This is a genomic window from Pseudoclavibacter sp. VKM Ac-2867, assembly GCF_015351275.1.
Lineage (GTDB): Bacteria > Actinomycetota > Actinomycetes > Actinomycetales > Microbacteriaceae > Pseudoclavibacter.
Map to the genome: position 1 here is coordinate 1 of NZ_JADKSL010000034.1, position 24,584 is coordinate 24,584.

Below are 24,584 nucleotides of genomic sequence, written 5' to 3' on the forward strand. Positions count from 1 at the left end.
GGATGCTCCAGGAGAATCTCCTGGAGCATCCGCCGTTCTGCTGTTGCTCTGACGTTCTGCTGTTGCTCAGAGCTGGGCCGTTCTTCAACCCCGGGCTGTCACGCCCGGATTTGAGGACCCGAGACGCCTAGACGCCGGGGGTGACCGGGGCGACCGGAGTGGAGGGCTCCTTCTCCTGCATCCACTCGCCGCTGGTCAGGTACTGCACCTTCTGGGCGATCGAGACCGCGTGGTCGGCGAAGCGCTCGAAGTAGCGGCTCGCGAGCGTCGCGTCGACGACCTCGACGCTCTGCGCCTGGATGTCGTCGGACAGGAGCGCGTCGAACGTGCTGCGGTGCAGGTCGTCGATCTGCGTGTCGCTCGCCTTGATCTCGTCGGCGATGCGGTTGGTCTCCTCGTCGTTGCCCGCGTCGAGCAGGGCGACGAGCTGACGGGCGACGGCCACGTCGAGGCGGCTCATCTCGGCGAACACCGGACGAAGCGTGTTCGGGCCGACACCGCCGGGGAAGCGGTAGCGAGCGAGCGCCGCGATGTGCGCTGCAAGGTCGCCCATGCGCTCGAGCGAGGAGCTGATGCGCAGCGCGCTCACGACGAGGCGCAGGTCGCGGGCGACGGGTGACTGGCGGGCGATGATCTCGATGGTGTGCTCATCGAGGGCGATGGCAAGCTCGTCGATGCGGGCATCGTCGGAGATGACCTGCTCGGCGAGGGCGACATCGGAGGTGGTGAACGCAACGGCGGCGCGCTGCATGGCGGACTCGACGTGGCGGGCGATCTCCACGAGGCCGTTGCTGACCTCAGCGAGTTCCTGCTGGAAAACTTCGCGCATGTTTATCCTCTTGTTTCGTGGCAACGGGCGATGTGCCGCTGCCCGCATTTCTGGGCAGACCGGTCGCCCAGTCCCTCTGGGAGTGACTCTGCTCTCACGGGCGATTCTACGGAGCCAAGGTAACCGACTCGTGTACGACGGGTGTCGAGTCCGCTGGCCCATATGCTGGGCACATGGACTCGTCCGTCGCAGTGGTCCTTGCGATCGTACTCGGCTTCCTCTTGGGTGCAGGTTTTGTCTGGCTGCTCCACGTCGCCTCGGTACGGCAGGCAAAGGCAAGAGCTGCATTCTCCCCCCGCCTCCCCGAGGGCATCGAGCATCTGCTCGGCGCCCTCGACTCGATCGTCATCGTCACCGACCCGTCCAGGAACGTCTACCAGTCCTCCCCGGGAGCCACGTCGAAGGGGCTCGTCCGTGCCGGCGGGCGCCTCGACGAGCGCGTCGGGGCCGTTGTGGATGAGGCGAGGCGCCAGGGCGAGGCGGTCACCAAGGACCTCGAGATCGCCCGAGGTCCCTTCGGGCGCTCGGAGATCCATGTCCGGGTGCGTGCGGCGCCCCTCTCGACGCGGTTCTTCCTGGTGCTGGCGGAGGATCGCACGGAGGCGCTTCGCGTCGAGAGCGTGCGCCGAGACTTCGTGGCCAATGTGAGTCACGAGCTCAAGACCCCCATCGGCGCGGTCACGCTGCTCGCGGAGGCCATCGCGGAGTCTGCGGGTGACGTGGAGCAGGTCAAGTACTTCACGGGGCGGCTCAGCAAGGAGAGCCTGCGCCTGGCCTCGATCACCAACGAGCTCATCGAGCTGTCCAGGCTGCAGTCGAGCGACTCCCTCGCAGACCCGGAGCTCATCTCGATCCACGAGATCCTCTCGCTCGCCGTCGACCAATCGCGCGTGCCCGCCGAGGTGGGCGGCGTCGACATCGTGCTCGGCGACGACGTGGATGCGTTCGTCTACGGCGAGCGGGCTCACCTCCTCATGTGCTTCACGAACCTCGTGTCCAACGCGGTCCAGTACTCGTCGCCGAACTCGCGGGTGGGGATCGGCACGCGACTCGTCGACGACACCGTCGAGGTCGCCATCTCGGACCAGGGCATCGGCATCGCCCCGGAGGATCAGGGGCGCATCTTCGAGCGCTTTTTCCGCGTCGACCAGGCTCGTTCCCGACGCACGGGCGGGACGGGCCTCGGCCTGAGCATCGTGCGGCACGTTGCCGAGAACCACGGCGGTGACGTGCGCGTCTGGTCGCAGCCAGGAAAGGGATCGACGTTCACGGTTCGCCTACCCTCCGCAGATTCCGTCGTCGCGGAGATCGACCTGCAGCGCTTCACCGAGCGTCGCTCAGCCTGAGTCGCGCCGGACGTCCCCGACCGACGGCGCGCCGTCGGACGGGCGCGACCCTTGGCGCGTCACTCAATGTTCACGAAAGATATGCACAATGGCCTCCGTGACCCGCATCCTCCTCGTCGAAGACGAATCCGCACTGCATGAGCCGCTCTCCTTCCTCCTCGGACGGGAGGGATACGAGGTCGCCGTCGCCGAGACCGGCCTCGATGCCCTCGACCTGTTCGACCGGGATGGCGCCGACCTGGTGCTCCTCGACCTCATGCTCCCTGGCGTCCCCGGGACCGAGGTGTGCAAGCAGATCCGCCTCACGTCGAAGGTGCCCATCATCATGCTCACGGCCAAGGACAGCGAGGTCGACATCGTCGTCGGTCTCGAGCTGGGTGCCGATGACTACGTCACGAAGCCATACTCCACGCGCGAGCTGCTGGCCCGCGTGCGCGCCGTGCTCCGCCGCAATGAGCAGGAGGACGAGGGCGAGGACGACAGCATCATCGAGGTCGGCGAGGTGCGCATGGACCTCGACCGTCACACCCTGCAGGTCTCGGGCAAGGTGACCCCGATGCCGTTGAAGGAGTACGAGCTGCTCGAGTACCTGATGCGGAACTCCGGCCGGGTGCTCACGCGTGGGCAGCTCATCGACCGCGTCTGGGGGCCGGACTACTACGGCGACACCAAGACGCTCGACGTGCACATCAAGCGCATCCGCAGCCGTATCGAGGAGAAGCCGTCGACCCCCGTGCGCCTCGTGACGGTGCGCGGGCTCGGCTACCGCTACGAGGGTTGAGCGACACCCAGACGACGCAACGCGAGAAGGGCGCATCCACGTTGAGTGGATGCGCCCTTCTCGGCAGTCTGCGTGCGCCGGCTAGGCCGTGCCGCCTTCTTCTTCCGGTGCCTCGGTAGGCGCCGTCGTCGGTGCGATGCTCGGCGGTGCCGCGGGCGGCTCGGTCTGGGCGGGGCCGGGCACGAGCGTCGAGTACTCCGGCAGCGTGCCGTCGAGGACGGGAACGGTCACCGCCTGCATGGTCTGGACCCCGTCGAGGGTCGCCGTGAAGTCGACGTCGTGCGTGGAGCCCGGGGTGAAGTCCATGCCTTCGAGGAGCACGGTCGCGCCCTCGCCGAAGCCCACCTGCGTGACGCCTGCGGATGCGTCGACGGGAACCGTCACGACGACCTCCTGCTCGACGCCGTTGATGAGTCCCATGTACGTGATGTCCAGCGAGCCGGCGCTGCCCGTGTGGTTGACGACCGAGAAGATGAGGTTCGCTCGGTCGGTCACATCGGTGCCGACAAGCATGTCGGTGATGAGGATGGCGTTGCGGACCTCGAGGTCGCCGACGTTGGCGTTCGTGCCGTCGCTCGCCGAGTACTGCGTCGTGGTTCGCTGGGGGGAGATGTAGTTGCAGCCGGCAAGCCCAACCGCGACTGCGGCGGCAAGGGTGACGGACGCGACGGCGCGGATCTTCACGTCTGGAGCCTCCAGGTTCGGACCGTGCGACTGTCGCCGCACGAATTCACAGGATGCAGGAAGCCTATCTGATCCAGGTGCCCCTCCCGGACGACGCGGCGGCGGACTCTACCACCCCAGTCCTCGAATGAGCCGTTTTGACATGGTACTCTTAGGTGCCGAAAGGGGCTTGTATTTATGCAGTTTGAGGTCGGGGAGACAGTCGTCTATCCCCATCACGGCGCGGCCACCATTTCAGAGGTGAAGATCCGAGTCATCAAGGGCGAAGAGAAGATGTTCCTCAAGTTGAACGTTGCACAGGGAGACCTCGTCATCGAGGTTCCTGCTGACAACGTCGACCTGGTAGGAGTACGCGACGTCATCGGGCAAGACGGTCTCGACCGTGTGTTCGAGGTCCTGCGCGCCCCCATCACCGAGGAGCCGACGAACTGGTCCCGCAGGTACAAGTCGAATCTTGAGAAGCTCGCCTCCGGCGATGTCATCAAGGTGTCGGAGGTCGTGCGCGACCTCTGGCGACGCGACCAGGACCGGGGCCTGTCTGCGGGTGAGAAGCGAATGCTCGCGAAGGCCAGGCAGATCCTCGTCTCGGAGCTCGCACTCGCGGAGAAGACCGACGAGGACAAGGCCGGCGACGTCCTCGACAAGGTCCTCGCTTCCTAGTCAGCACTCCGGTCTGCTCTCCGGTTGGCTCTCCGGCTCGTGAGGGCCGTTCGACGCACACCATGCGCTTCGCCGTCAGGGCCGCGCGGACGTCCATTCGTCCGCGCGGCCCTGACGCGTATGCTGGTGCAGTGAATCAGCGCATCTACGACACGCAGACGCAAGCACTCGGCGACTTCACGCCGATGGTGCCAGGCGAGGTCTCGATGTACGTCTGCGGGCCGACGGTGCAGTCAGCGCCCCACGCTGGTCACCTGCGTTCGGCGCTCGTCTACGACCAGTTCCGGTCGTGGTTCGAGGCGAGTGGCCTCCGGGTGACGCTCGTGCGCAACGTCACCGACATCGATGACAAGACTCTCGCGGGAGCGACAGCGGGCGAGCCGTGGTGGGCGCTCGCGTACCGCGTGGAACGCGAGTTCAATGCCGCCTATGCGGCGCTCGGCATTCGCTCACCCACGTACGAGCCTCGCGCGACGGGGTCCATCCCTGAGATGCAGGAGCTCATCGCGCTGCTCATCGAGCGCGGCCACGCGTATCCGGCCGCCGACGAGAGCGGCGACGTGTGGTTCGATACCGGCAGCTGGCCGAGCTACGGCGAGCTCACGCACCAGCGCCCCGAGGACATGGCCGAGGGCGAGGCGCCGAGTCGCGGCAAGCGCAGCGCCGCCGACTTCGCGCTCTGGAAGGGGCGCAAACCCGGTGAGCCGGAGTCGGCCGCCTGGGCGTCGCCCTGGGGCTCGGGTCGGCCGGGCTGGCACATCGAGTGCTCGGCGATGTCGACCAAGTACCTCGGGCCGACCTTCGACATCCACGGCGGCGGCCGTGACCTCCGCTTCCCCCACCATGAGAACGAGCTGGCGCAGTCGCGCGCCGCGGGCCTCGAGTTCGCGCGCACCTGGGTGCACAACGGCCTCGTCTCGGTGGCAGGGCAGAAGATGTCCAAGTCGATCGGCAACACGGTCTCGGCACTCGACCTCCTGTCCTCCGCTCGCCCCGTCGTGGTCCGCTACTTCCTCGGGTCGGCGCACTACCGCTCGACCATCGAGATCGGCGACACCTCGCTCGAGGAGGCGGCCGCGTCGTTCGCGCGCATCGAGTCGTTCCTCGAGCGTGCGGAGCGTGCCGGCCTCCTGGTTCCCGCAGAGACGGCAGGCGCGGGGGGACTCGACGGCCTCCCCGCTGCTTTCGTCGCCGCGATGAACGACGATTTCGCGGTCCCGCAGGCCATAGCGTCGCTGCACGAGACGGTGACCGCCGGCAACCAGGCGTTCGACACGGGCGCAGCGGATGCGGCGGCCCGAGCAGCACGCGAGGTCACCTCGATGCTCGACATCCTCGGCATCAACCCACGCGCTGAGCAGTGGAGCGGGGGAGCGGATGCGGCCGGCGACACGGCCCTCGCGGCGCTCATCGACTCGCTGCTCGTGGAGCGCAAGCAGGCCCGCGGTGCGAAGGACTTCGCCCGCGCAGATCAGATTCGAGACACGCTGGCAGCAGCCGGCGTGCAGATTGAAGACTCGCCGAACGGCAGCTTCTGGACGTTGGAGAAGGCATGAGCACGAATTCGCGCGGCAACCGCAGCAAGAAGGGCCCTACGAAGGGCACGGGCGGCAACGGCCGCAAGTCCCTCGAAGGCCGCGGCAACACGCCGCGCGCCGAGGACCGTTCCTGGCACGTGGCCGGCAAGCGCAAGGCCGCGAAGGAACGCCTGGAAGCCGCCCGAGGTGGCTCCAAGCCGCGTCCCGCGCAGCGCGAGGGCGGTGCCCCTCGCCGGGCGCGGACCGACGACAGCACGGAGCTCGTGACTGGCCGCAACTCGGTGGTCGAAGCGCTGCGCGCCGGCATCCCCGCGACGACGCTCTACGTCGCCGCGCGCGGTGAGATGGATGAGCGCGTCAAGGAGATCTTCAAGATCGCCACCGAGCGCAAGATCCCGATCCTCGAGGTCATGCGTCCCGAGCTCGACCGCATGGCGGGCCGCGACGCGGTCCACCAGGGCGTCATCATCAAGGTGCCGGCGTACACGTACGCCGACCCGATGGAGGAGCTCGACCGCGCCATCCAGCGTCGCCGGAACCCGCTGTTCGTCGCGCTCGACGGCATCACGGACCCTCGCAACCTCGGCGCCATCGTGCGTTCCGTGGCGGCGTTCGGCGGCGATGGCATCATCGTGCCGCAGCGACGCTCGGTCGGCATGACGGCTTCCGCGTGGAAGACCTCTGCCGGCGCCGCAGCGCGTCTGCCCGTCTCCATGGCCTCGAACCTGACGGCGACCATCAAGGCGTACAAGAAGGCCGGCGTCTTCGTCATCGGCCTCGACGGCGACGGCGACGTCTCGCTGCCGTCGCTCGAGCTCGCGACCTCTCCGCTCCTCGTCGTCGTCGGCAGCGAGGGCAAGGGCCTCTCGAGGCTCGTCACCGAGCACTGCGACGCAATCGTCTCCATCCCGATCGACGGGGCGACGGAATCGCTCAACGCGGGCATCGCGACGAGCATCACGATGTACGAGGTCTCGAAGCTGCGGGCTGCCAAGCGCGCCGCCAAGTAGGCGCCTCACTGCGATCAGATGGGCCTCACCTGCGGGTGGGGCCCATCGTCGTATCTCGGGCCCATGTCGTGTCTGAGGCCCATCGTCGTGGAGGTGGGTCAGCGGCACCAGGAGGTCAGGAAGCCGGTGAGACGGCGCAGCTCCTCGCCCGTGGCGATGTCGATGACGGTGGTCGTCGACTGCTTCATGCCGGGAAGCACAGCGTAGCCGTCCGGCCCCTGCGCGCCGAGGCCAGTCTCGACGGCGAGGTACTGGCCGTTGGGGGAGACGCAGATGTCGCGCAGCCACTCGCCGCTGTCGCCCGGATCGAAGAGCGTCCGCTGGCCGTCGCCGTCGGCGAACTCGACAGTGACGTCGGCGAGCCCGGCAGCCGCATCCGCGACCGCCGAGATCTGGGTTCCCTCCGGGTCGAGCACGCTCGTCTGCGTGAGGTACTGCGTCTCGCTGAGCGTCATCGGCGCTGGGGTGAGCTGCTCGGCGGTCCCCGAGCTCAGATCGAAGAGGGTGTAGCCGCCGACACCCGAGGTTACCGCGGTGGCCGTGCCGGGAACGAAGCCATGGAAGTGCTGCGCCTGGCCGATCGGCTCGGCTGGAGTGCCGGCGAGCACGTTCACGAGGTACAGCTGCTCGTCGAGGGTCTGCGCGATGAGGGCCCCCGTGCGCGGCGCGAACGCCCACGTCGAGACCATCAGCGGGGTGCCGTCCGTTCCGGCCACCTGCGTGGGCCGGAACGACGTGTCGCTCGTGTCGAAGACGAACAGCGAGCGCACCAGCTCGGTCTGCCCGTCAGCGTGCACACCGTCGATGACGAAGCCGATGAGGCCGCTCGCCGCGTCGGCGGCGAGGCTCGAGAAGCTCCCAGTCGCGTCCACGTTCAGCGGGACAGCCGGCCCGGGCTCAGCGCGAGGTGCGACGCCGACCGCGCCGAGGCCGGCGGAGTCCTGTTCGATGACCGCGACGAACGCGTCAGTGAGGGCGTACTCCTGGATGCGCGGGGCGCTGAACAGGATGCTCGGCTCACCCCCGCCGGAGACGTTCGTCTCGATGACGCGGTCCTCGAGTGTCCCGCTGGTCGAGATCGCCCCGCGAACGAGCGTCGACACCTCGAGGGGCGGTGTCGTGAACTCGGTCTCGAGGGTCGACGCGACGCCCGTCGAGGAACTCACGGCATCCGCCACCGTGAGGGTGTAGTTCGTGTCGTAGGCGAGCAGCTGCTCGAACGTCACCGTGATCGTGCCGTTCTCCTCCGTGAGGCTGTAGGCGGCGGCTGGCTCGAGGACGACCTGCGCGGGGTCGATCTCGCGGAGGCGCTGGTTGGGTGTCAGCACGAGGCGGGTGCCCTGCTGCTCGACCGTGCCGATGGCGTTGACCGCCGTCGACGCGACTCGCGGGCCCTGCAGGATGTTGCCGACGGAGAGCCCAGCGGCGAGCAGGGCGAGCACGATCACCGCCAGGATGAACGTCCTCCGGAAGCGGCGTCCGCCCGAGGCGAGATCAGTAGACATAGGGATCGCTCGGCTGGTCGATCGCGGTGATGGTCGTCGGCATGAGCGCGACACGCTCGGCGCTGGACGCGCTGGGGTTCGTGACGAACGCGCCGTCGACCTCGACCCAGGAATCGACGGGGTAGGTGCCCTGCCAACCGGGCTGGTGCACGGCGACACCGACCGGGGCTGCGTCGATCGCGCAGCAGTTCACGACGAAGCGCGCCAGGATGAAGGCATCCGGTGCGTCCGGGTCCTCGGTCACGAAACCGACGAGCTTCGCGCGCTCGCCGAGCACCTGCTGCTCTCCGTCGCCCTGGCGGAGCATCGCGGCCCAGTCCTTGACGGTGAAGGAGCTGGTGTCGCGGCCCCGGAGCGTCTCGCCCTCCGAGATCGGGGAGTCCACGGTCTGCGCGTTGGCGTTGAGGGAGCGGTTCTCGACCGCTGCGGAGCTGAGCGTCACCGGCGGCGCGATGATGAGCGCAACGAACGCCGTCGCGACGACGACGAGCGTGACGGTCGTCGAGGCGATCACGGCGATGCGCTGACGTGCGCCGAGCCGCGGGCGGCGGTTGCCTCTCCGTGTGGTCGACGTGCCGAGGGCATCCGACTCATGCGAGTGGTCGTGGTCGTGGTCGTCGCGACCCGGCGTGACGGCGATGGCCGCGATCGCGAGGATGCCGCCGATGACGGCCATGATCGAGGTGAACAGGAAGTAGCGGGGGTGGATGTAGAGCGAGAGCCCGCCCGTCATGGAGAGCCAGACCGTCGCGACGACGGTGAAGAGCGTGAGCGCGACCCCGCGCCATCTGGAGAGCAGTCGTTCAAGCAATGAGGTTCACTCCGAGTCCGAGGGTGAAGGCCGACAGCGCGACGATGAGGGTGATGCGCGCGAGGACCGCGCTCGTGTAGGTCGTGCGCATGAGCGCGAGCATCTTGACGTCGATCATGGGCCCCATCACGAGGAAGGCCACGATCCCGCCGGGCATGAACGTCCCGACGAAGGACAGGGCGAAGAACGCGTCGACGTTCGCGCAGATCGAGATGACGAAGCCGAGCGTCATGAGCACGAGCACCGAGAGCACGGGATGCTCGCCGAGCGTCGTGAGGAGATCGCGCGAGACGCCGACCTGGATGGCGCCCGCGATGGCGGAGCCGATGAAGAGCGCGGGGAGCATCGTGGAGGTCTCGGCGCCGAACATCGACGCGCTCGCCCGCAAGCGGTCGCGGACGCCGGAGCGGCCCCCGTGCCCGTGCTTCGCTTCCAGCTCGCAGGTGGCGGCGAAGCTCGGCGTGAGCAGCTCCTGCGGTCTCGGGTGGCGGCTGAACAGGAAGCCGATGACGTTGGCGATGACGAAGCCGCCGATGATACGGGCCGCCAGGATCCCGTGGTCCCAGCCGAATGCCTGGTACGTCGTGACGATCGTGATGGGGTTCAGGATGGGCGCCGCGAGCAGGAACGTGATCGACTCGGCCGGGGTGAAGCCTCGGAGCACGAGGCCGCGGGCGAGGGGCACGTTGCCGCATTCGCAGACGGGCAGAGCGATGCCGAACAGGGAGATCACGGCGCGTCGGAGCCAGGGGCTCTGCGGCAGGATGCGCATCAGGAAGCCCGGCGGGAGCCAATGCTGGACGACGATCGAGAGCAGAATGCCGAGCACGATGAACGGCATGGACTCGATGACGACGCTCAAGGAGAGCGTCACGAAGTCGCTGATCGGGCCGAGGGCCGGTGCGTCGTCGAGCGAAGCCGTGAACGTCCTGATTGCGATGAGCGTGAGGATCAGGCCTGCGCCGATGGTCAGTCCGAGCACACCGCGACTTGCGGTCGTGCGCTGAGGGCGCGGTGCGCGCTGCGCAGTCGTGTGCTCGTGCATCCAGCCGAGTATAGTTCGGGCCGCTTTCGGAACACGGAGGCAACGAGGGACTCGCGCGGGGCGGTGAGGATTCTGGAGCCGACTGCGAGGTTCGAACTCGCGACATCCGCTTTACAAGAGCGGTGCTCTACCAGCTGAGCTAAGTCGGCCTGCTGCAATCGCAGCGGCACCATCATAGCCATGCGGTGCGCGAGGTGCGCACCGCATGGCCACTCGGGTGATGCTCTCCCTACTCGGAGGGCGTCTCGTCGTCCGGCGTGAAGGAGAGCGAGAGCGAGTTCATGCAGTAGCGGTCGCCCGTCGGGGTGCCGAAGCCGTCGGGGAAGACGTGCCCGAGGTGGGACCCGCAGTTCGCGCAGCGCACCTCGGTGCGCACCATGCCGAGCGAGCGGTCCTCGAGCAGCTGGACTGCGTCGGGGCGGACCGACTCGTAGAAGCTCGGCCACCCGCATCCGGAGTCGAACTTCGTTCCGGCTTTGAAGAGCTCGGAGCCGCATGCACGGCAGGTGTACAGTCCGGCGCGTCCCTCCTCGAGGAGCTCTCCCGTGTAGGCCCGCTCAGTGCCTGCCTCGCGCAGCACGTGGTACTCCTGCGGCGTGAGCTCAGCGCGCCACTCGGAATCGGGCTTGTTGACGGCGTAGGACACCGTGCCTCCTGGAGATCGACGAGACCGCTGGGAGCGGTCAGGGAGGAACGAGCATACGCGCGTTGCGTGAGTCCAGTCCGTGAGCCTTGCTCGTACACTTCCTCCATGGAACGGGACGTGGAGCTCAGCGACCTCGAGCGCGCCCTGCTGGATTTCGAAGACCTGAATCCGCGGCAGAACGCAGCGAAGGCGGCGGCGATCAGGGATCGCTTCGGCTGGTCGACGACGCAGTACTACCGAAATCTCGCTACGCTCATCGAGACACCAGCTGCGCTCGCTCATCAGCCGATGCTCGTCGGCCGCCTACGGCGTGCGCGCGAGCGGCGGGCGGATGAGCGCCAGCTGCGGCGCGAGCAGCGCATGTCCAGCGCCTCTCCCACCTCAGGACGGATTCGGTAGACACGTGAATTACCCCAAGGATCGCTTCGACGACATCCCACCCGGCCTCGACAGGCGCGGCGCGCATCGTGCGCCCCGAACCCGTCTCGCCAAGCTCGCCTCGTGGCTCTGGGGCCTGCTGGCCGTCGTCGTCATCGTCGCCGTCGCGGCGGTCGCCATGCAGATCATCAATGGCGCCGTCTCGTTCAGCCCGTCCGCCGAGCCTGAGACCAGCGAGACGCCGGCCGAGGCTGCCCCGGTCGAGGAAGCGCCGGCCGAGGTCGTGCCGCAGCTCGACCCGAACGTCGCCGTCCGCGTGCTCAACGGCACCGAGCTGGCTGGCGTCGCCGGTGGAACGACCACCGAGCTCGCTGCCGCTGGCTGGAATGTGACGGAGACGGCGGATGCACCGACCTCCGACTACGCGACGACCACCGTCTCCTACAATGACCCCGCTCAGGAGGCTGCTGCCCTGGCGCTCGTGCAGTCGCTCGGCGGGGGCACCGCGGTGCTGGATCCGAACGTCGCTGCCGCTGGCACGATCGTGGTCATCGTCGGGCTCGACCTCGCCGGGTAGGGCAAAAGCCCCGGGCTTTCACCGGGGAATGCGCGCCTTGTGTTCCACGAATGTGAACATCTGGAAACAAAACGTCGCCAGGTGACGTGATCACGGTTTTCGGCTTCCACGCTCAACAGGTCGCGACCTAGTATCTTGCTCGAGTCCTGGGCACCATCGTTCGTCCCCCTCGCACGCATGCAGGGCTCCGCCGGCTGGCGCTGGCGAGTACTACTGAGCAATGGAGACAAACATGGCGAACGGAACCGTGAAGTGGTTCAACGCTGACAAGGGCTACGGCTTCATCACTGTGGACGCGCTCGACGGCGCTGCTGCACAGGATGTGTTCGTGCACTACAAGGCCATCGAGATGCAGGGCTACCGCGTTCTCGAAGAGGGACAGAAGGTCGAATTCGAGATCGGGGCCGGCGACAAGGGCCCCCAGGCGGAGTCCGTCCGCGCACTCTGATCCTCGACGACAAGCGGCGTCGACCCCCTCTGGGGGTCGGCGCCGTTTTCCGTGCCAGGCACGGGATCTCCCGTCCTCGTTCGCCCGCAGCGAGAAGGCGTCGGGGCGGCTTGCACTCGACAGGGCCGAGTGCCAATATGGACTTGCACTCGCCTCGTTCGAGTGCCAACCACGAACCTCACGAACCACGTCCGGAAAGGACGCAGTACACATATGTCGAAGATCATTGCTTTTGACGAAGAGGCCCGTCGCGGGCTTGAGCGTGGACTGAACACGCTCGCCGACGCGGTGAAGGTCACGCTCGGCCCACGCGGCCGCAATGTCGTGCTCGAGAAGAAGTGGGGCGCGCCCACGATCACGAACGACGGCGTGTCCATCGCCAAGGAGATCGAGCTGGACGACCCGTTCGAGAAGATCGGTGCCGAGCTCGTCAAGGAGGTCGCGAAGAAGACCGACGACGTCGCCGGTGACGGCACGACGACGGCCACCGTCCTCGCTCAGGCGCTCGTCCGCGAGGGCCTCCGCAACGTCGCAGCAGGAGCAGACCCGATCTCGCTCAAGCGCGGCATCGAGAAGGCTGTCGAGGCCGTCGTCGCCGAGCTGCTCGCATCCGCCAAGGAGGTCGAGACCAAGGAGCAGATCGCTGCCACCGCATCGATCTCGGCTGCTGACGCCCAGATCGGCGAGATCATCGCCGAGGCGATCGACAAGGTCGGCAAGGAAGGCGTCGTCACCGTCGAGGAGTCGAACACGTTCGGCACCACGCTCGAGCTGACCGAGGGCATGCGCTTCGACAAGGGCTACCTCTCGCAGTACTTCGTGACCGACCCCGAGCGCCAGGAAGCCGTCTTCGAGGACGCCTACATCCTGATCGTCAACGGCAAGATCTCCAACATCAAGGACCTCCTTCCTGTTGTCGACAAGGTCATCCAGGCCGGCAAGCAGCTCCTCATCATCGCCGAGGACGTCGAGGGCGAAGCTCTCGCGACGCTCATCGTCAACAAGGTCCGCGGCATCTTCAAGTCGGTTGCCGTCAAGGCTCCCGGCTTCGGCGACCGCCGCAAGGCCCAGCTGCAGGACATCGCCATCCTCACCGGTGGACAGGTCATCAGCGAGGAAGTCGGCCTCAAGCTCGAGAACACGACGCTCGACCTCCTCGGCACGGCCCGCAAGGTCGTCGTGACGAAGGACGAGACGACGATCGTCGAGGGCGCTGGCTCGCCCGAGCAGATCGCCGGCCGCGTTGCACAGATCCGCGCCGAGATCGAGAACAGCGACAGCGACTACGACCGCGAGAAGCTCCAGGAGCGCCTCGCGAAGCTCGCCGGTGGCGTCGCCGTCATCAAGGCCGGAGCTGCGACCGAGGTCGAGCTCAAGGAGCGCAAGCACCGCATCGAGGACGCAGTCCGCAACGCGAAGGCTGCCGTCGAAGAGGGCATCGTCGCCGGTGGTGGCGTCGCCCTCATCCAGGCTGGCGCACGCGTTCTCGACAAGCTCGAGCTCAAGGGCGACGAAGCGACCGGCGTCAACATCGTCAAGGTCGGCATCCTCGCACCGCTCAAGCAGATCGCGACGAACGCTGGCCTCGAGCCCGGCGTCGTCGCCGAGAAGGTCGCTGGACTCGAAGACGGCTGGGGCCTCAACGCCGCAACCGGCGAGTACGTCAACCTCATCGAGGCTGGAGTGCTCGACCCGGTGAAGGTCACGCGCTCCGCGCTGCTCAACGCAGCTTCGATCGCTGGTCTCTTCCTCACGACCGAGGTCGTCGTCGCCGACAAGCCCGAGAAGGCTGGCGCACCGGCGATGGACCCGGGCGCTGGAATGGACTTCTAAGCACCACGCGCACGACAACAGGCGGGCGGCTCCTCACGGAGCCGCCCGCTTCGTCGTTTCCGCCTCGCTCCTCGTCGAGATCGGTCGAGCTACAGGCCAGGCCAGGCCAGGCCGCCGAGAGCAGTGCCGGTCAGACGCTGAAGAGCCGTCGAACGTCGCCTTCCACGGTGCCGTAGCTGGCGCTTGCGCTGCCCAGGGCGCTATTGATGGCAGAGATGCTCGACTCCACCTGAGCCTGCGTCGAGCGCCACTGCTGCACCAGACCCTGGAAGGCTGCTGCGGCTTCCCCGCTCCACGATCCCTCGAGTGCGGTCAGGTTGCCGAGCAGCGCGGCGACCTCTGCCTGCACTCGTCCGATCGACGACTGCGTGTTCGTGACGGCGAGCTGCAGCTGCTCGCTGTCGACCATGTAGACGGCCATGGGTGTTCCCCCTTCTCCGGCCGCCGGGTGGTTCCGGCGGCACCTCGCGAGAAGGCTAAGAGAGGGAACAGCGAGCGAGGGATCAGGTGTTCGGGGCTGTGGAGAGCGGGCTATCCACAGGTGCTGAGATGAGCAGCGGGAACTTGAGGCGGAACGTCGCCCCGCCTCCGGGAGTCTCCAGCACGTCGACCTCGCCATCGTGCGCCTTCATGATCGCCGAGACGATCGAGAGGCCGAGCCCGGAACCGCCGGTCTCGCGTGCGCGGGAGGTGTCCGCGCGCCAGAACCGTTCAAAAATCTTCTGCCGGATCTGCGGGGGGATGCCCTCACCGTGGTCGATGATATCGACGATGGCGAGCTGGTTCGGCAGGTCCACCGTCACTCCGACTTCGAGGGGAGAGCCCTCCGGCGTGTACCGCATGGCGTTGCCGAGCAGGTTGGAGATCGCCTGCCGGACCTTGTCCTCGTTCGCGTGCACCATGGCGGGCACGTCCCCCAGGTCTTCGTCGGAGCCGGCGGACTCGATCTCACTCGGCTCGGAGCCCTTGCGTCTGATGGGGAAGCCTCGCAGCGCTGGACGCGGTAGCGGGCGCCGTCGCCACAGCGCGCGCTTAGCGGCCGCACCTTCCGGAGCGCTGGCCGGTTCCTCGGTCGAGACGGCGTCCTCATCGACCGCGACAGGAAGCTCACCGGTCGTCTCGGATCCGAGGGGCTCCGCGTCGTCGCGGGGCTCCTGGATGATGTTCACGGGTAGGGCCCGCACAACGCGGTCCTTGGCCGTTGCGTGGGCGTCCATCGCCGCGTCCTCGGCAATCGGCTCCAGGTCGATGACGTCCTTGACGAGCTCACGCGTCTCGTCGAGTCGAGCGAGCTGCAGGAGGTCCTCGACGAGGCCCCCCATGCGGAGCGCCTCCTTCTCGATCCGCTCCATCGCCTGGCCGACCTTCTCGGGATCGTTGAGCGCACCCATGCGGTAGAGCTCGGCGTATCCGCGGACCGTGACGAGCGGCGTGCGAAGCTCGTGGCTCGCGTCGCCGACAAAACGGCGCATCTGCGCGATGGTGCGGGTCCGCTCGTCGAAGGCGTGATCGATGCGGACGAGCATGGTGTTGAGCGACCGAGAGAGGCGCCCCACCTCGGTGTTCGGGGTGCCTGCAGGCAGGCGCTGGGAGTAGTCGCCAGACGCGAACTGCATGGCCGTGGCCTCGACCTGCCTCAGGGGGAGCAGCGTCGCGGAGACGAGCACTCTCGTGAGGGCCGCGCCGAAGATGACGACTGTCAGCCCGAAGCCGAAGAAGATGGCGAGGAAGTTCACCATCGTCGCGTTGACGCTCGTCAGCGGGGCCGCGATGAGCAGCGTGCCCCGCACCTGATCGGCGGCGTATTCTCCCTCTGGCACGGTGATGGTCCGCCAGGTCGCCCCGAGCGGGTCCTCCATGTCGAACAGGCTCTGGCTGCCGCGGACCGCGGCATCTGCGGGCACCTCGGGCGCGATCGCCTGCGGCCGCTGCCACTGTCCCCAGTTGTCGACGACGACCTTGCCGTCCGCATCAAGGACGGCCACGTAGATCGTGGACGGCGCGATGCGGATCGCGTCGTAGGTGATGAGCCTCGACGAGGGGTCGGCGGCGAGGAACTGGGTCGGGTCACTCGCGTACACGCTCAACTGCGAGTCGGTCTGCGAGACGAGCGTCGGCCGCAGCAGCAGCGTCGTGCCGATTCCGGCGACGACGATGCCGAACGTCAGCAGGGTGATGTTGACGATCGTCAGCTTGTTGCGGAGCGAGAGACGATCCCAGCGCCATGCCCTGAACGGCACCGCCTACTTCCCCTCGTGGTCAGGCTTGGTCACCTCTGCTATGCCTTGGCTCCGGAGACCTTCAGCATGTAGCCGAAGCCGCGCTTGGTCTGGATGAGCGGCTCCTCGGTGAACTGGTCGAGCTTGCGGCGCAGGTAGGAGATGTAGGACTCGACGATGCCGGCGTCGCCGTTGAAGTCGTACTCCCAGACGTGGTCGAGGATCTGCGCCTTCGAGAGCACCCGATTGGGGTTGAGCATGAGGTAGCGCAGCAGCTTGAACTCGGTGGGGGAGAGCTCGATCGGCTCGTCGCCGATGAACACCTCGTGGGTGTCCTGATCCATCGTGAGCTCGCCCGTGCGGATGACCGCCTCCTCCTCGGCCTGCATGGTGCGGCGGAGGATGGCCTTGATGCGGGCGACGATCTCGTCGAGGCTGAACGGCTTGGTGACGTAGTCGTCGCCACCCGCGTTGAGGCCCTCGATCTTGTCGTCGGTGTCGTCCTTGGCGGTGAGGAACAGGATGGGGCTCGTGTAGCCAGATGCGCGGAGGCGCTTCGTGACGCCGAAGCCGTTCATGTCGGGGAGCATGACGTCCAGGACGATGAGGTCGGGCTCCTCCTCGATGACAGCGGAGATCGCGGCGGCGCCGTTGCCGACGGCACGCACCATGAACCCTGCGAAGCGCAGGCTGGTCGACAGGAGTTCGCGGATGTTTGGCTCGTCGTCAACAACGAGAATCTTGGGGCCATCAGTCATGGACTAAGTATCTTGACGCCGTCTGAGTGAAGTCTGACGGCGCGCGGTGTCGCGGCAGCGCGGATGCGCTAATCTTCTGGGTCGTCCTCACGCGGGTCCGGGCCCGCGCGGTGCGCTACTGTGCCGACATGGACGACTCCGCAGCCCCGAGGTACACCCATGGCCACCACGCGAGCGTGCTCCGCTCGCACGGGCGGCGCACGGCCGAGAACTCCGCCGGCTACCTCCTCCCGGAGCTGCGAGCGGGCATGCACGTGCTCGATGTCGGCTGCGGGCCGGGCTCGATCACCCTGGATCTCGCCCGGCGGGTCGGCACCGCCGGCCGCGTCGTCGGCATCGAGGTCGTGGACGAGCCCCTCGAGGTGGCTCGTGCCTCCGCACTCGAGGCGGGGGACACGCAGACGGAGTTCCTGCTCGGCGATGTCTACGCGCTCGACTTCGCCGATGGCGAGTTCGACGTGGTGCACGCACATCAGGTGCTGCAGCACCTCTCCGACCCGGTCGCGGCGCTGCGGGAGATGCGCCGCGTGACGAAGCCGGGCGGACTGGTCGCGGTGCGCGACGTCGACTACGGAACGTGCGTGTGGTCGCCGCAGCTTCCGGAACTCGACCACTGGCTCGCCGTGTACGACAAGGTCGCGCGCTCGAACGACGGGGAGCCCAACGCGGGCAGGATCCTGCGGCGCTGGGCACGCTCGGCGGGGCTGGAGGATGTTCGTCTCTCGGCGAGTGCTTGGATCTTCACGACACCGGAGGAGCGCGCCTGGTGGGGGTCGACGTGGGCGGAACGCGCCACGAGGTCGCGGTTCGCCGAGGATGCGCGGGCACGGGGGATCGCGTCGTCAGGCGACCTTCAGCGCATCGCCGATGCCTGGTCGGAGTGGGCGGACGACGAGGACGCCGAGTTCGTCATGACGCACGTGGAGCTCCTCGCCCGCGTGTGACCTCCGGTCGCGGTTCGCGGCCGAGCGCGTCGACGATCGGGCACTCGGCCGTCGGGTCGAGGCACGGAGCGGCGAGGAGCCCGACGATGGCGGCGCGCGTCCGGTCCAGGTCGCGGATGCGGCTGTCGATCTCGAGGAGCTTGTCGTTCGCGGCGCGCTGCACGGCTTCCGGCTGGGCGGTCCCCGCCCGTGCATCCGCCGAGAGCAGCACGAAGTCGGTGAGCTCTCGGAGCGTGAACCCGAGTTCCTGGCCACGGCGCAGGAAGCGCAGACGGGTGAGTGCCCGGTCGTCGTAGTCGCGGTAGCCACCCGGCGTGCGGGGCGGGCTGTCCAGCACCCCGCGCCGCTCGTAGAAGCGGACGGTGGAGACCTTGACGTCTGCCCGCTCGGCGAGCTCAGCGATGCGCATCTGAGGAGACTACGGGCTGGGCCGCAGCTGCTGGAGCCGGACGTGGTCGCGCTCGGACGAGGACGGCCGCCTGTGCGACGCCCCAGGCGATTTCGAGTGCCAGCATGACCACGATGAGGGGGCTCGCGCCCTGGGCGAGCGCTGTGATCATCCCGAGCGAGAACAGCGCGCGTGCGAGCGTGTCGGCAGCTCCCGCCGCGAGGGACGGTCGGAAGATCCGAAAGAGCGCCCACGCCGTCACGACGCTGCCCATCAGGTTGACGAACATCATGGTCGAAGGGGAGCTCGCGTCGGGGAGCTCGCCGCTGAGTCCGAGCTCTGCATGCAGGGCCTGCAGCCCGACGAAGATCAGGGACGCGGTCGGCAGGAAGGCGAAGCCGATCGTGACGATGAGGTCGTAGATGGCGGACAGGCGGATGAGGCCGTGCGCCTGGGCGAGTCGGCTGTGCTTCGTGTGTTGCATGACGCCAGCGTGGACCCTGCACCGTGGTGCAGAGTCAAGCCGGAGAACTGCCGGAGTCGAGCTAGGCCGGTTCGAGGATCGCGTCGGCGTCGAGGATCTCGTAGGAGTACCCCTGCTCCGCGAGGAAGCGCTGGCGGTTCTGCGCGAAGTCCTGGTCGACGGTCTCTCGCGAGACGAGCGTGTAGAACGACGCGGTCACGCCGCTCGAGCTCGGGCGCAGCAGCCGGCCGAGGCGCTGCGCCTCTTCCTGCCGTGAACCGTACGAGCCGGAGATCTGCACGGCGACGGACGCATCCGGCAGATCGACCGAGAAGTTGGCGACCTTCGAGACGACGAGCACCTTCTCCCGCCCCTCCCTGAACGCCTGGAAGAGCTCTTCGCGCTCCGCGACGGGCGTCTGGCCCGTGAGCTTCGGCACTCCGAGCTCTTCGGCGATGCTGTCGATCTGATCGAGGTACTGGGCGATGACGAGGATGTTCTCGCCTCGATGCTTGCGGATGAGGGCCTTGACGAGCTCGTGCTTCGCCGGCGCCGTCGCGGCGATGCGGTAGCGCTCGTCGTCGCTCGCGGCCGCGTACTCCATGCGCGTCTCGTACGGGAGGTCGACCCGGACTTCGTAGCACTTGGCGGGCGAGATGTACCCCTGCGCCTCGATGTCCTTCCACGGTGCGTCGAAGCGCTTGGGGCCGATGAGGCTGAAGACGTCACCCTCGCGGCCATCTTCTCGCACGAGGGTCGCCGTGAGGCCCAGCCGTCGTCGGGCTTGCAGCTCAGCCGTCAGCTTGAAGACGGGGGCGGGCAGCAGATGCACCTCGTCGTAGACGATGAGGCCCCAGTCGAGGGCGTCGAGCAGCGAGAGGTGCGTGTAGACGCCCTTCCGGCGCGCGGTGAGGATCTGGTAGGTCGCGATCGTGACGGGCTTGATCTCCTTGACCTCGCCCGAGTACTCGCCGATCTCGTCTTCCGTGAGCGTGGTGCGGCGGAGCAGCTCGTCGCGCCACTGCCGTGCGGATACGGTGTTCGTGACGAGGATGAGCGTGCTCGTCGACGCGGTCGCCATGGCACCGGCGCCCACGAGCGTCTTGCCAGCGCCGCAGGGGAGCACGACGACCCCGGACCCGCCCTTGAAGAAGTGGTCGACGGCCGACCGCTGGTAATCGCGCAGCTGCCATTCGGACTCGTCGAGCTCGATGGCATGCGGCGTGCCCGGCGTGTACCCCGCGAGGTCCTCCGCGGGCCAGCCGAGCTTCACGAGCTGCTGCTTGAGCTCACCTCTGGCCCAGGCCTGCACGCGGAATCCGGACTCGCCGGTCGGCCCCTCGAGGAGCGGTGCGACGTGCTTGGCCCTGGAGATCTGGAGGAGCACGGCCGGGTCGTCGCTCGAGACGACCAGCTCGCCCTCCTCATCACGGGAGATCACGAGCTTGCCGTAGCGGGCGACGGTCTCGCGGATCTCACCGGAGACGGAGGCGGGGACGGGGAACTTCGCGAAGCGCTCGAGGACGTCGAGCATCTCGTCCGCCTCGTGGCCGGCCGCGCGGGCGTTCCAGAGACCGAGCCGCGTGATGCGATACGTGTGGATGTGCTCCGGTGCTCGCTCGAGTTCGGCGAAGACCGCCAACGCGTGGCGTGCGGCGTCGGCGTCGGGATGCGCCACTTCGAGCAGGACAGTTCTGTCGCTCTGTACGATCAACGGTCCAAGTGCCATAGCGGTCAATCATACCCGCCAGGTCCTGCGCGTCAGCGGTGTCGGCGACTTCTCGCAGCGCTAGTGGTCTTCCGGCGCCTCGGAGAGCTGCACCTCGAGGATCGCGCGGATCGGGAGGGTCCGTTCGACGTCGGCCGCGAGGTCCCTCGCTCGGAGGCGACCCGCCGCGACGCTCATCGGCACGAGGCGCAGCGTGGTCTCCTTGCCGCCTCCCAGGTCGACGCGCACCGTGACCTCACTCTTCGCGCGTCGAGCTACCTCGAGCTGACGCTGCACCCACGTCTGCGCGTCGTCTCCCGCGTCCAGGCGTGTGGCCTCGTCGTGGAGGGCGTCCGCGAACCTCAGCGCGGCCTCGCTCGGACGCTGGTCTCGTGCCGGGGCGGTCTCCCGGGGGCGGAGCGGCACGAGCTGGCCCGTTGCGTTCTCTGCGCTTGCCGGGTAGCGCGCGTCGAGCAGCATGAGCACGACCGTGTCGCGCGATGCAGAGGAGACGAGCGCGCCTTCTCCGGACTGGCGAAGCCCGAGCGGCGCGACGGCTGCGTCGACCCTCAGCGCATCCATGAGTGCCGGGTCCTGACTCGTCACGATGGTGCCGGGGCGGACGGGGTGCTCGCGAACTCGCACCCGGCCGTGCCGGTTCGAGGCCTCGCGGAGCAGGTACTCGACGGGCTGGGGGATGCCGGTGAGCGAGAGCCGAGTGAGCGTGGCCTTGATCTCGTCGATCGAGAGTCCGGTGCCGAGCGCGTGCGTGACCGACGCCTCGGAGAGCCGGTAGCTCGAGGCCAGGCCGCGTCGCTCGAGGGATGCGACCGACTGTAGTTCCTGCTCGTCGGCGGGGGCGAGCGGGCCAGGCGCGATGATCGAGAGATCGGGCTGGAGGTAGACGCCGGGGACCTCGTCTGGCAGGGAGGCTTCGAGGAGGTCAGCCGCGCCGTCGAGGTCATCCTGCGCGAGCAGGAGGCCGAGCTGGCTGAGCTGGCCCTCGACGGTGATTCCGAGCAGCTCTGTCTGCGGCGTCGCGTGCGACTTCGCGTCAACGAGCAGGCCCGTCCTGTCTGCGACGCGGAGCTCCGCGAGCCAGCAGTCGGCGAGCTGGCGCCACCGCGATAGCGGGGCGCTGAGGCGGAACACGCGCCCGAGCGAGGTGGGGCGCATGGCGTCGGAGACCGGGCTGCAGAGGCCGAGGTCCAGCATCCACTCGAAGAGGGGCGACAGCACCGCCTGCTCGGTGTGCAGCTCTGCCGCGATGCGACGGACCGTCGTCGCGCCCAGCTGGAGTCCGCCTCGTCCGTCGCGGTAGGCGCGTGGGGCGAGGTCGAGGGAGGCGATCGCGTCGGCCGCGAGCTGCGCGGCGCTGTGGGCGCGCTCGGTGGCCTGGGGGAGCGGTGCGAGGCTCGACGCATCGAACTCGGCGGCGTCGGGTGACGCTGCGAGGAGCTCGGACAATGCGGTCGCGGTGGTCGAGAGAAGCTCGGGCGCCTCCCGCGTTCCGACAGCGAGGCCGCGCAGCCGAGCCGTCTGCAGCGCCTGCGGTGAACCTGCGGCGAGGCGCGAGGCGTCTCGCCAGCCGAGCCGCGCGACGGCTTCGCTCAGGGCGCTCTCTTCTGCGAGCGCCTCGGCGATGTCCATGGCGCCGCTCGAGCCGCGCATCGACAGCCTGCGCCAGGCGGCGAGGCTGGCGAGGTCGGTGCGATCCAGGCTGCGGAGGAGTTGGAGGATCCGCAGCGCGCTCGGGGAGGCGTCTATCAGCTCTCGGACCTGCCCCGCGAGCGTCGGTTCGCGACGACGCGCCAGATGATGAGCGACAGGATGAGGAGGAACGCGACGGGGAAGCCGATGTAGGTGACGAACAGCAGCGTCGGCCAGATCGGGTTGCTCGCGTCGACCTCGATGCCGAGGAGTGGCGTCGCGAGCAGCACGAGCAGCGCGATGAAGGAGATCGCCGCGATGCCGAGGGACATGAAAGCGAGGATGCGTTCGCCCTTCGCGATGGGGGCGCCGTTGGAAGAGGTCACCGAACCAGACTAATCGACATGCGCGCCACCGTAGACTGGTTCGGATCAGCCGCACGCCGCGGCCGACCAGGGGAAGCGAAGTTCGCCGCCCCGCCTGTGAAAGTTCGATCTGGTGCTTCGTGCGCCGAACAAGGAGATGGCCATGCCCACCGGCAAGGTGAAGTTCTACGACGAGGACAAGGGATTCGGCTTCATTGCGGCCGACGACGGTCAGGAGATCTTCCTGCACGCGACAGCGCTGCCAGCAGGAACCTCGTCGGTGCGCCCGGGAACGAAGCTCGAGTTCGGCATCGCCGACGGACGACGCGGTGCGCAGGCGCTGTCGGTCCGCGTCCTCGAGGCCCCGCCCAGCGTCGCGCGCATCCAACGCAAGTCGCCTGATGACATGGCAGTCATCATCGAGGACCTCGTGAAGCTGCTCGACTCCGTTGGCGGCGCGATGCGTCGCGGTCGCTACCCCGAGAAGCCGCAGGGCGCGAAGATCGCAGCGATGCTCCGTCGCGTCGCGGACGACCTGGACGCCTGATGACGAACGAGGCCGTGCTTGCAGCCCCGCTCGGGGTCGCCCTTGATGCCGTCGAGCTCGAGTCTTCGCGGAGGCTCGCCTGGTCGGCTCTGCTGGACGTGACGCCGGCCTCCGAGCTCGGCGAGCTCGTCGCCGTCGTCCCCGAGGAGGACGAGGGCGTCTACACGCTCCAGTACACGACGCGCCTGCCTGGCTACCCGGACTGGCGATGGAATGTCTCCCTCGTCCGCCTTGTCGACCAGGCGGAGCCGACGGTCCTCGAGGCCGAGCTGCTGCCCGGCGACGGGGCCCTGCTGGCACCTTCGTGGGTGCCGTGGTCCGATCGGCTCGCCGATTACGAAGCGGCGCAGCTGCTCGAGGCCGGCGAGGTCGTTGACGTCGACGGCGAGAACGCAGAGGCTGCGGGCGCGGAGGCTGCGCCCAAGTCGAGCAAGCGCATCCGGCGCACGCGGACACGACGTCGCATCGGCGCAGACGGTGCGACCGAGGCCGAGTCGTCCGCAGACGGCTCTGCGGACGACGAGTCGGCTGAGGTGCCCGCGAGTGAGCACGTCGCAGCAGGTGCTGGCTCAGAGCCTGCCGCCGACGAAGCTGCGGAAGCCGAGAAGCCCAAGAAGAAGAAGCGCAAGAAGGAGAAGTCGGCCAAGAAGTCGAAGCCCGACGCCGAGACCGACGGCACTCCGAGCGACACGGCTGTCGGTGAAGCATCCGTCGACGTGACTGAAACGGAGACGCCGCCCGCCGAGAAGCCCAAGCGGTCGCGCCGCAAGCGCGTCGACCAGGCGAAGCCTGACGCCGTCGCGGAGGAGACGACTCCGGACGCACACGGCGACGCCGATGACGAGGCAGCCCGGAAGAAGCCCGAGCGTCGGAAGCGCAAGAAGGCGGGCAAGGCCGTCGACGGCGAATCCGCTGCCGACGATGCCTCGGGCCAGGAGCCCAAGGCGGGCGCGGTCGGGAGCGACGACGTTGCTCCGGAGCCGAGCGCGCCGAAGGCAAAGCGGGCCGCCAAGACACCTGCCGCGCTCGCGGACGACGTGCAGCCAGAGAAGAGCAGCTCACGCGGCAAGCGCCGCCGGGTTGTCGTGGTCCCTCGCAGCGAGGACGAGCTCCCAGCGCAGGAGGCCGCCGAGTTCGGTGAGGCCGCCGATATCCGCGAGTTCGCCGACGACATGGACGACGTCTTCGACGGGGTCGACTTCGAGCCCGACTCCGAGGTGTCGGCGCCAGAAGGTGACGCCAAGAGCTAGTCCGGCGGATGCCCGGTGGCCGAGGGCCGAGTTGTGGTCGTCATAGCCCACCGGAAGCGTCCACAAGTCAGCTCTCGGCTCGCGCGGAAACCCGGCACGCTGGATCGCGAAGCAAGACAAGCAAGACAAGCAAGACAAGCAAGACAAGCAAAGCACGCAAGACAGACGAGAGGAGCGTCACCAGCAGCTGCTGGTGACGCT

Annotated in this window: 26 protein-coding genes and 1 tRNA gene; 12 read left to right on the forward strand and 15 right to left on the reverse strand. The window is 68.0% G+C overall.

From position 1 onward, the window contains the following. Positions 1 to 127: 127 nt before the first annotated feature. A complete protein-coding gene (gene phoU / locus ITJ67_RS18975) occupies positions 128 to 829 on the reverse strand; it encodes a phosphate signaling complex protein PhoU (protein ID WP_104332329.1) in 702 nt (233 codons plus the stop codon). 173 nt (positions 830 to 1,002) lie between these two features. Between phoU and ITJ67_RS18980 the strand changes: the two genes are divergently transcribed. Beyond that, positions 1,003 to 2,175 (forward strand): sensor histidine kinase, encoded by a 1,173-nt coding sequence (locus tag ITJ67_RS18980; RefSeq protein ID WP_160073598.1) that lies wholly within the window; start codon positions 1,003 to 1,005, stop codon positions 2,173 to 2,175. A gap of 97 nt (positions 2,176 to 2,272) precedes the next feature. Then, positions 2,273 to 2,956: a response regulator transcription factor gene (locus ITJ67_RS18985; RefSeq protein ID WP_068479999.1), complete on the forward strand. Its 684-nt coding sequence runs from the start codon at positions 2,273 to 2,275 to the stop codon at positions 2,954 to 2,956. Positions 2,957 to 3,037: 81 nt separating this feature from the next. On the opposite strand, the gene ITJ67_RS18990 is transcribed toward ITJ67_RS18985, so the two are convergent. Further along, a complete protein-coding gene (locus ITJ67_RS18990; RefSeq protein WP_194678684.1) occupies positions 3,038 to 3,640 on the reverse strand; it encodes a DNA modification methylase in 603 nt (200 codons plus the stop codon). A gap of 177 nt (positions 3,641 to 3,817) precedes the next feature. On the opposite strand from ITJ67_RS18990, the gene ITJ67_RS18995 reads away from it, so the two are divergent. The 3 genes from ITJ67_RS18995 to rlmB all read left to right on the forward strand — a co-directional run bounded on the left by ITJ67_RS18995 (position 3,818) and on the right by rlmB (position 6,848). Continuing rightward, positions 3,818 to 4,300 (forward strand): CarD family transcriptional regulator, encoded by a 483-nt coding sequence (locus tag ITJ67_RS18995; RefSeq protein ID WP_104332326.1) that lies wholly within the window; start codon positions 3,818 to 3,820, stop codon positions 4,298 to 4,300. A 131-nt stretch (positions 4,301 to 4,431) separates the two neighbouring features. Beyond that, on the forward strand, positions 4,432 to 5,856 hold the full coding sequence (cysS, locus tag ITJ67_RS19000) for a cysteine--tRNA ligase (protein ID WP_160073594.1): 1,425 nt from the start codon (positions 4,432 to 4,434) through the stop codon (positions 5,854 to 5,856). Further along, a complete protein-coding gene (gene rlmB / locus ITJ67_RS19005; protein ID WP_104241924.1) occupies positions 5,853 to 6,848 on the forward strand; it encodes a 23S rRNA (guanosine(2251)-2'-O)-methyltransferase RlmB in 996 nt (331 codons plus the stop codon). Before cysS ends, rlmB begins: the two co-directional genes overlap by 4 nt. A gap of 98 nt (positions 6,849 to 6,946) precedes the next feature. On the opposite strand, the gene ITJ67_RS19010 is transcribed toward rlmB, so the two are convergent. The 5 genes from ITJ67_RS19010 to msrB all read right to left on the reverse strand — a co-directional run bounded on the left by ITJ67_RS19010 (position 6,947) and on the right by msrB (position 10,855). After that, entirely contained in the window at positions 6,947 to 8,353 is a 1,407-nt protein-coding gene (locus ITJ67_RS19010; protein ID WP_194678685.1) for a hypothetical protein, read from the reverse strand. Further along, a complete protein-coding gene (locus ITJ67_RS19015) occupies positions 8,343 to 9,164 on the reverse strand; it encodes a TIGR03943 family putative permease subunit (protein WP_194678686.1) in 822 nt (273 codons plus the stop codon). Before ITJ67_RS19015 ends, ITJ67_RS19010 begins: the two co-directional genes overlap by 11 nt. Then, positions 9,157 to 10,209 carry a permease gene (locus ITJ67_RS19020; protein WP_104241918.1) on the reverse strand — a complete coding sequence of 351 codons (1,053 nt, stop codon included), beginning with the start codon at positions 10,207 to 10,209 and terminating at the stop codon, positions 9,157 to 9,159. Before ITJ67_RS19020 ends, ITJ67_RS19015 begins: the two co-directional genes overlap by 8 nt. Before the next feature lie 73 nt (positions 10,210 to 10,282). Continuing rightward, positions 10,283 to 10,358 (reverse strand) — tRNA-Thr (locus ITJ67_RS19025). Between the two features lie 80 nt (positions 10,359 to 10,438). Beyond that, the gene (msrB, locus tag ITJ67_RS19030; protein ID WP_104241916.1) at positions 10,439 to 10,855 is read right to left on the reverse strand and encodes a peptide-methionine (R)-S-oxide reductase MsrB; all 417 of its coding nucleotides are present in this window, start codon (positions 10,853 to 10,855) and stop codon (positions 10,439 to 10,441) included. Positions 10,856 to 10,960: 105 nt separating this feature from the next. Here msrB and ITJ67_RS19035 point away from each other — a divergent pair, with 105 nt between their 5' ends. From ITJ67_RS19035 to groL, 4 genes are all read left to right on the forward strand, one after another. Beyond that, the gene (locus ITJ67_RS19035; protein ID WP_160073588.1) at positions 10,961 to 11,254 is read left to right on the forward strand and encodes a DUF3263 domain-containing protein; all 294 of its coding nucleotides are present in this window, start codon (positions 10,961 to 10,963) and stop codon (positions 11,252 to 11,254) included. A gap of 4 nt (positions 11,255 to 11,258) precedes the next feature. Continuing rightward, positions 11,259 to 11,810: a LytR C-terminal domain-containing protein gene (locus ITJ67_RS19040; RefSeq protein ID WP_160073586.1), complete on the forward strand. Its 552-nt coding sequence runs from the start codon at positions 11,259 to 11,261 to the stop codon at positions 11,808 to 11,810. A 232-nt stretch (positions 11,811 to 12,042) separates the two neighbouring features. Further along, the gene (locus ITJ67_RS19045; RefSeq protein ID WP_068479823.1) at positions 12,043 to 12,258 is read left to right on the forward strand and encodes a cold-shock protein; all 216 of its coding nucleotides are present in this window, start codon (positions 12,043 to 12,045) and stop codon (positions 12,256 to 12,258) included. A gap of 213 nt (positions 12,259 to 12,471) precedes the next feature. After that, the gene (gene groL, locus ITJ67_RS19050) at positions 12,472 to 14,091 is read left to right on the forward strand and encodes a chaperonin GroEL (protein ID WP_068479821.1); all 1,620 of its coding nucleotides are present in this window, start codon (positions 12,472 to 12,474) and stop codon (positions 14,089 to 14,091) included. A gap of 130 nt (positions 14,092 to 14,221) precedes the next feature. Here groL and ITJ67_RS19055 read toward each other — a convergent pair whose 3' ends face one another. From ITJ67_RS19055 to ITJ67_RS19065, 3 genes are all read right to left on the reverse strand, one after another. After that, positions 14,222 to 14,512, reverse strand: a complete 291-nt coding sequence (locus ITJ67_RS19055; RefSeq protein WP_104299345.1) for a WXG100 family type VII secretion target — start codon at positions 14,510 to 14,512, stop codon at positions 14,222 to 14,224. Positions 14,513 to 14,594: 82 nt separating this feature from the next. Continuing rightward, positions 14,595 to 16,331 carry a sensor histidine kinase gene (locus ITJ67_RS19060; protein WP_160073584.1) on the reverse strand — a complete coding sequence of 579 codons (1,737 nt, stop codon included), beginning with the start codon at positions 16,329 to 16,331 and terminating at the stop codon, positions 14,595 to 14,597. Positions 16,332 to 16,369: 38 nt separating this feature from the next. Further along, positions 16,370 to 17,068 carry a response regulator transcription factor gene (locus tag ITJ67_RS19065; RefSeq protein ID WP_068479813.1) on the reverse strand — a complete coding sequence of 233 codons (699 nt, stop codon included), beginning with the start codon at positions 17,066 to 17,068 and terminating at the stop codon, positions 16,370 to 16,372. Between the two features lie 128 nt (positions 17,069 to 17,196). Here ITJ67_RS19065 and ITJ67_RS19070 point away from each other — a divergent pair, with 128 nt between their 5' ends. Further along, complete coding sequence (locus ITJ67_RS19070; RefSeq protein WP_194678688.1) at positions 17,197 to 18,012, forward strand: methyltransferase domain-containing protein; 816 nt, start codon at positions 17,197 to 17,199, stop codon at positions 18,010 to 18,012. Here the strand turns inward: ITJ67_RS19070 and ITJ67_RS19075 are convergent. The 5 genes from ITJ67_RS19075 to ITJ67_RS19095 form a co-directional block, all read right to left on the reverse strand. Continuing rightward, positions 17,978 to 18,421, reverse strand: a complete 444-nt coding sequence (locus tag ITJ67_RS19075; RefSeq protein ID WP_160073580.1) for a MerR family transcriptional regulator — start codon at positions 18,419 to 18,421, stop codon at positions 17,978 to 17,980. The two genes, ITJ67_RS19070 and ITJ67_RS19075, sit on opposite strands and share 35 nt — an antisense overlap. Further along, a complete protein-coding gene (locus ITJ67_RS19080; protein ID WP_194678690.1) occupies positions 18,408 to 18,884 on the reverse strand; it encodes a hypothetical protein in 477 nt (158 codons plus the stop codon). The genes ITJ67_RS19075 and ITJ67_RS19080 overlap by 14 nt, the downstream gene beginning before the upstream one ends. Positions 18,885 to 18,945: 61 nt before the next feature. Continuing rightward, positions 18,946 to 20,592 (reverse strand): DNA repair helicase XPB, encoded by a 1,647-nt coding sequence (locus tag ITJ67_RS19085; RefSeq protein WP_160073576.1) that lies wholly within the window; start codon positions 20,590 to 20,592, stop codon positions 18,946 to 18,948. A gap of 60 nt (positions 20,593 to 20,652) precedes the next feature. Further along, on the reverse strand, positions 20,653 to 22,242 hold the full coding sequence (locus ITJ67_RS19090) for a helicase-associated domain-containing protein (protein WP_160073574.1): 1,590 nt from the start codon (positions 22,240 to 22,242) through the stop codon (positions 20,653 to 20,655). Between the two features lie 95 nt (positions 22,243 to 22,337). Continuing rightward, complete coding sequence (locus tag ITJ67_RS19095) at positions 22,338 to 22,607, reverse strand: hypothetical protein (protein ID WP_104241898.1); 270 nt, start codon at positions 22,605 to 22,607, stop codon at positions 22,338 to 22,340. A gap of 142 nt (positions 22,608 to 22,749) precedes the next feature. Here ITJ67_RS19095 and ITJ67_RS19100 point away from each other — a divergent pair, with 142 nt between their 5' ends. Together ITJ67_RS19100 and ITJ67_RS19880 are read left to right on the forward strand one after the other, a co-directional pair. Beyond that, positions 22,750 to 23,133, forward strand: coding sequence for a cold-shock protein (locus ITJ67_RS19100; RefSeq protein WP_104241897.1), 384 nt, complete (start codon positions 22,750 to 22,752; stop codon positions 23,131 to 23,133). After that, positions 23,133 to 24,383 carry a DUF3027 domain-containing protein gene (locus tag ITJ67_RS19880; RefSeq protein WP_228503401.1) on the forward strand — a complete coding sequence of 417 codons (1,251 nt, stop codon included), beginning with the start codon at positions 23,133 to 23,135 and terminating at the stop codon, positions 24,381 to 24,383. Before ITJ67_RS19100 ends, ITJ67_RS19880 begins: the two co-directional genes overlap by 1 nt. Positions 24,384 to 24,584: the final 201 nt, after the last annotated feature.

Coding starts and splice junctions, on each gene's coding strand:
- phoU (WP_104332329.1), bottom strand. CDS start 829: ATGCGCGAAGTTTTCCAGCAGGAACTCGCTGAGGTCAGCAACGGCCTC.
- ITJ67_RS18980 (WP_160073598.1), top strand. CDS start 1,003: ATGGACTCGTCCGTCGCAGTGGTCCTTGCGATCGTACTCGGCTTCCTC.
- ITJ67_RS18995 (WP_104332326.1), top strand. CDS start 3,818: ATGCAGTTTGAGGTCGGGGAGACAGTCGTCTATCCCCATCACGGCGCG.
- rlmB (WP_104241924.1), top strand. CDS start 5,853: ATGAGCACGAATTCGCGCGGCAACCGCAGCAAGAAGGGCCCTACGAAG.
- ITJ67_RS19010 (WP_194678685.1), bottom strand. CDS start 8,353: ATGTCTACTGATCTCGCCTCGGGCGGACGCCGCTTCCGGAGGACGTTC.
- ITJ67_RS19020 (WP_104241918.1), bottom strand. CDS start 10,209: ATGCACGAGCACACGACTGCGCAGCGCGCACCGCGCCCTCAGCGCACG.
- ITJ67_RS19035 (WP_160073588.1), top strand. CDS start 10,961: ATGGAACGGGACGTGGAGCTCAGCGACCTCGAGCGCGCCCTGCTGGAT.
- ITJ67_RS19045 (WP_068479823.1), top strand. CDS start 12,043: ATGGCGAACGGAACCGTGAAGTGGTTCAACGCTGACAAGGGCTACGGC.
- groL (WP_068479821.1), top strand. CDS start 12,472: ATGTCGAAGATCATTGCTTTTGACGAAGAGGCCCGTCGCGGGCTTGAG.
- ITJ67_RS19055 (WP_104299345.1), bottom strand. CDS start 14,512: ATGGCCGTCTACATGGTCGACAGCGAGCAGCTGCAGCTCGCCGTCACG.
- ITJ67_RS19065 (WP_068479813.1), bottom strand. CDS start 17,068: ATGACTGATGGCCCCAAGATTCTCGTTGTTGACGACGAGCCAAACATC.
- ITJ67_RS19070 (WP_194678688.1), top strand. CDS start 17,197: ATGGACGACTCCGCAGCCCCGAGGTACACCCATGGCCACCACGCGAGC.
- ITJ67_RS19075 (WP_160073580.1), bottom strand. CDS start 18,421: ATGCGCATCGCTGAGCTCGCCGAGCGGGCAGACGTCAAGGTCTCCACC.
- ITJ67_RS19080 (WP_194678690.1), bottom strand. CDS start 18,884: ATGCAACACACGAAGCACAGCCGACTCGCCCAGGCGCACGGCCTCATC.
- ITJ67_RS19085 (WP_160073576.1), bottom strand. CDS start 20,592: ATGGCACTTGGACCGTTGATCGTACAGAGCGACAGAACTGTCCTGCTC.
- ITJ67_RS19090 (WP_160073574.1), bottom strand. CDS start 22,242: ATGCGCGGCTCGAGCGGCGCCATGGACATCGCCGAGGCGCTCGCAGAA.
- ITJ67_RS19100 (WP_104241897.1), top strand. CDS start 22,750: ATGCCCACCGGCAAGGTGAAGTTCTACGACGAGGACAAGGGATTCGGC.
- ITJ67_RS19880 (WP_228503401.1), top strand. CDS start 23,133: ATGACGAACGAGGCCGTGCTTGCAGCCCCGCTCGGGGTCGCCCTTGAT.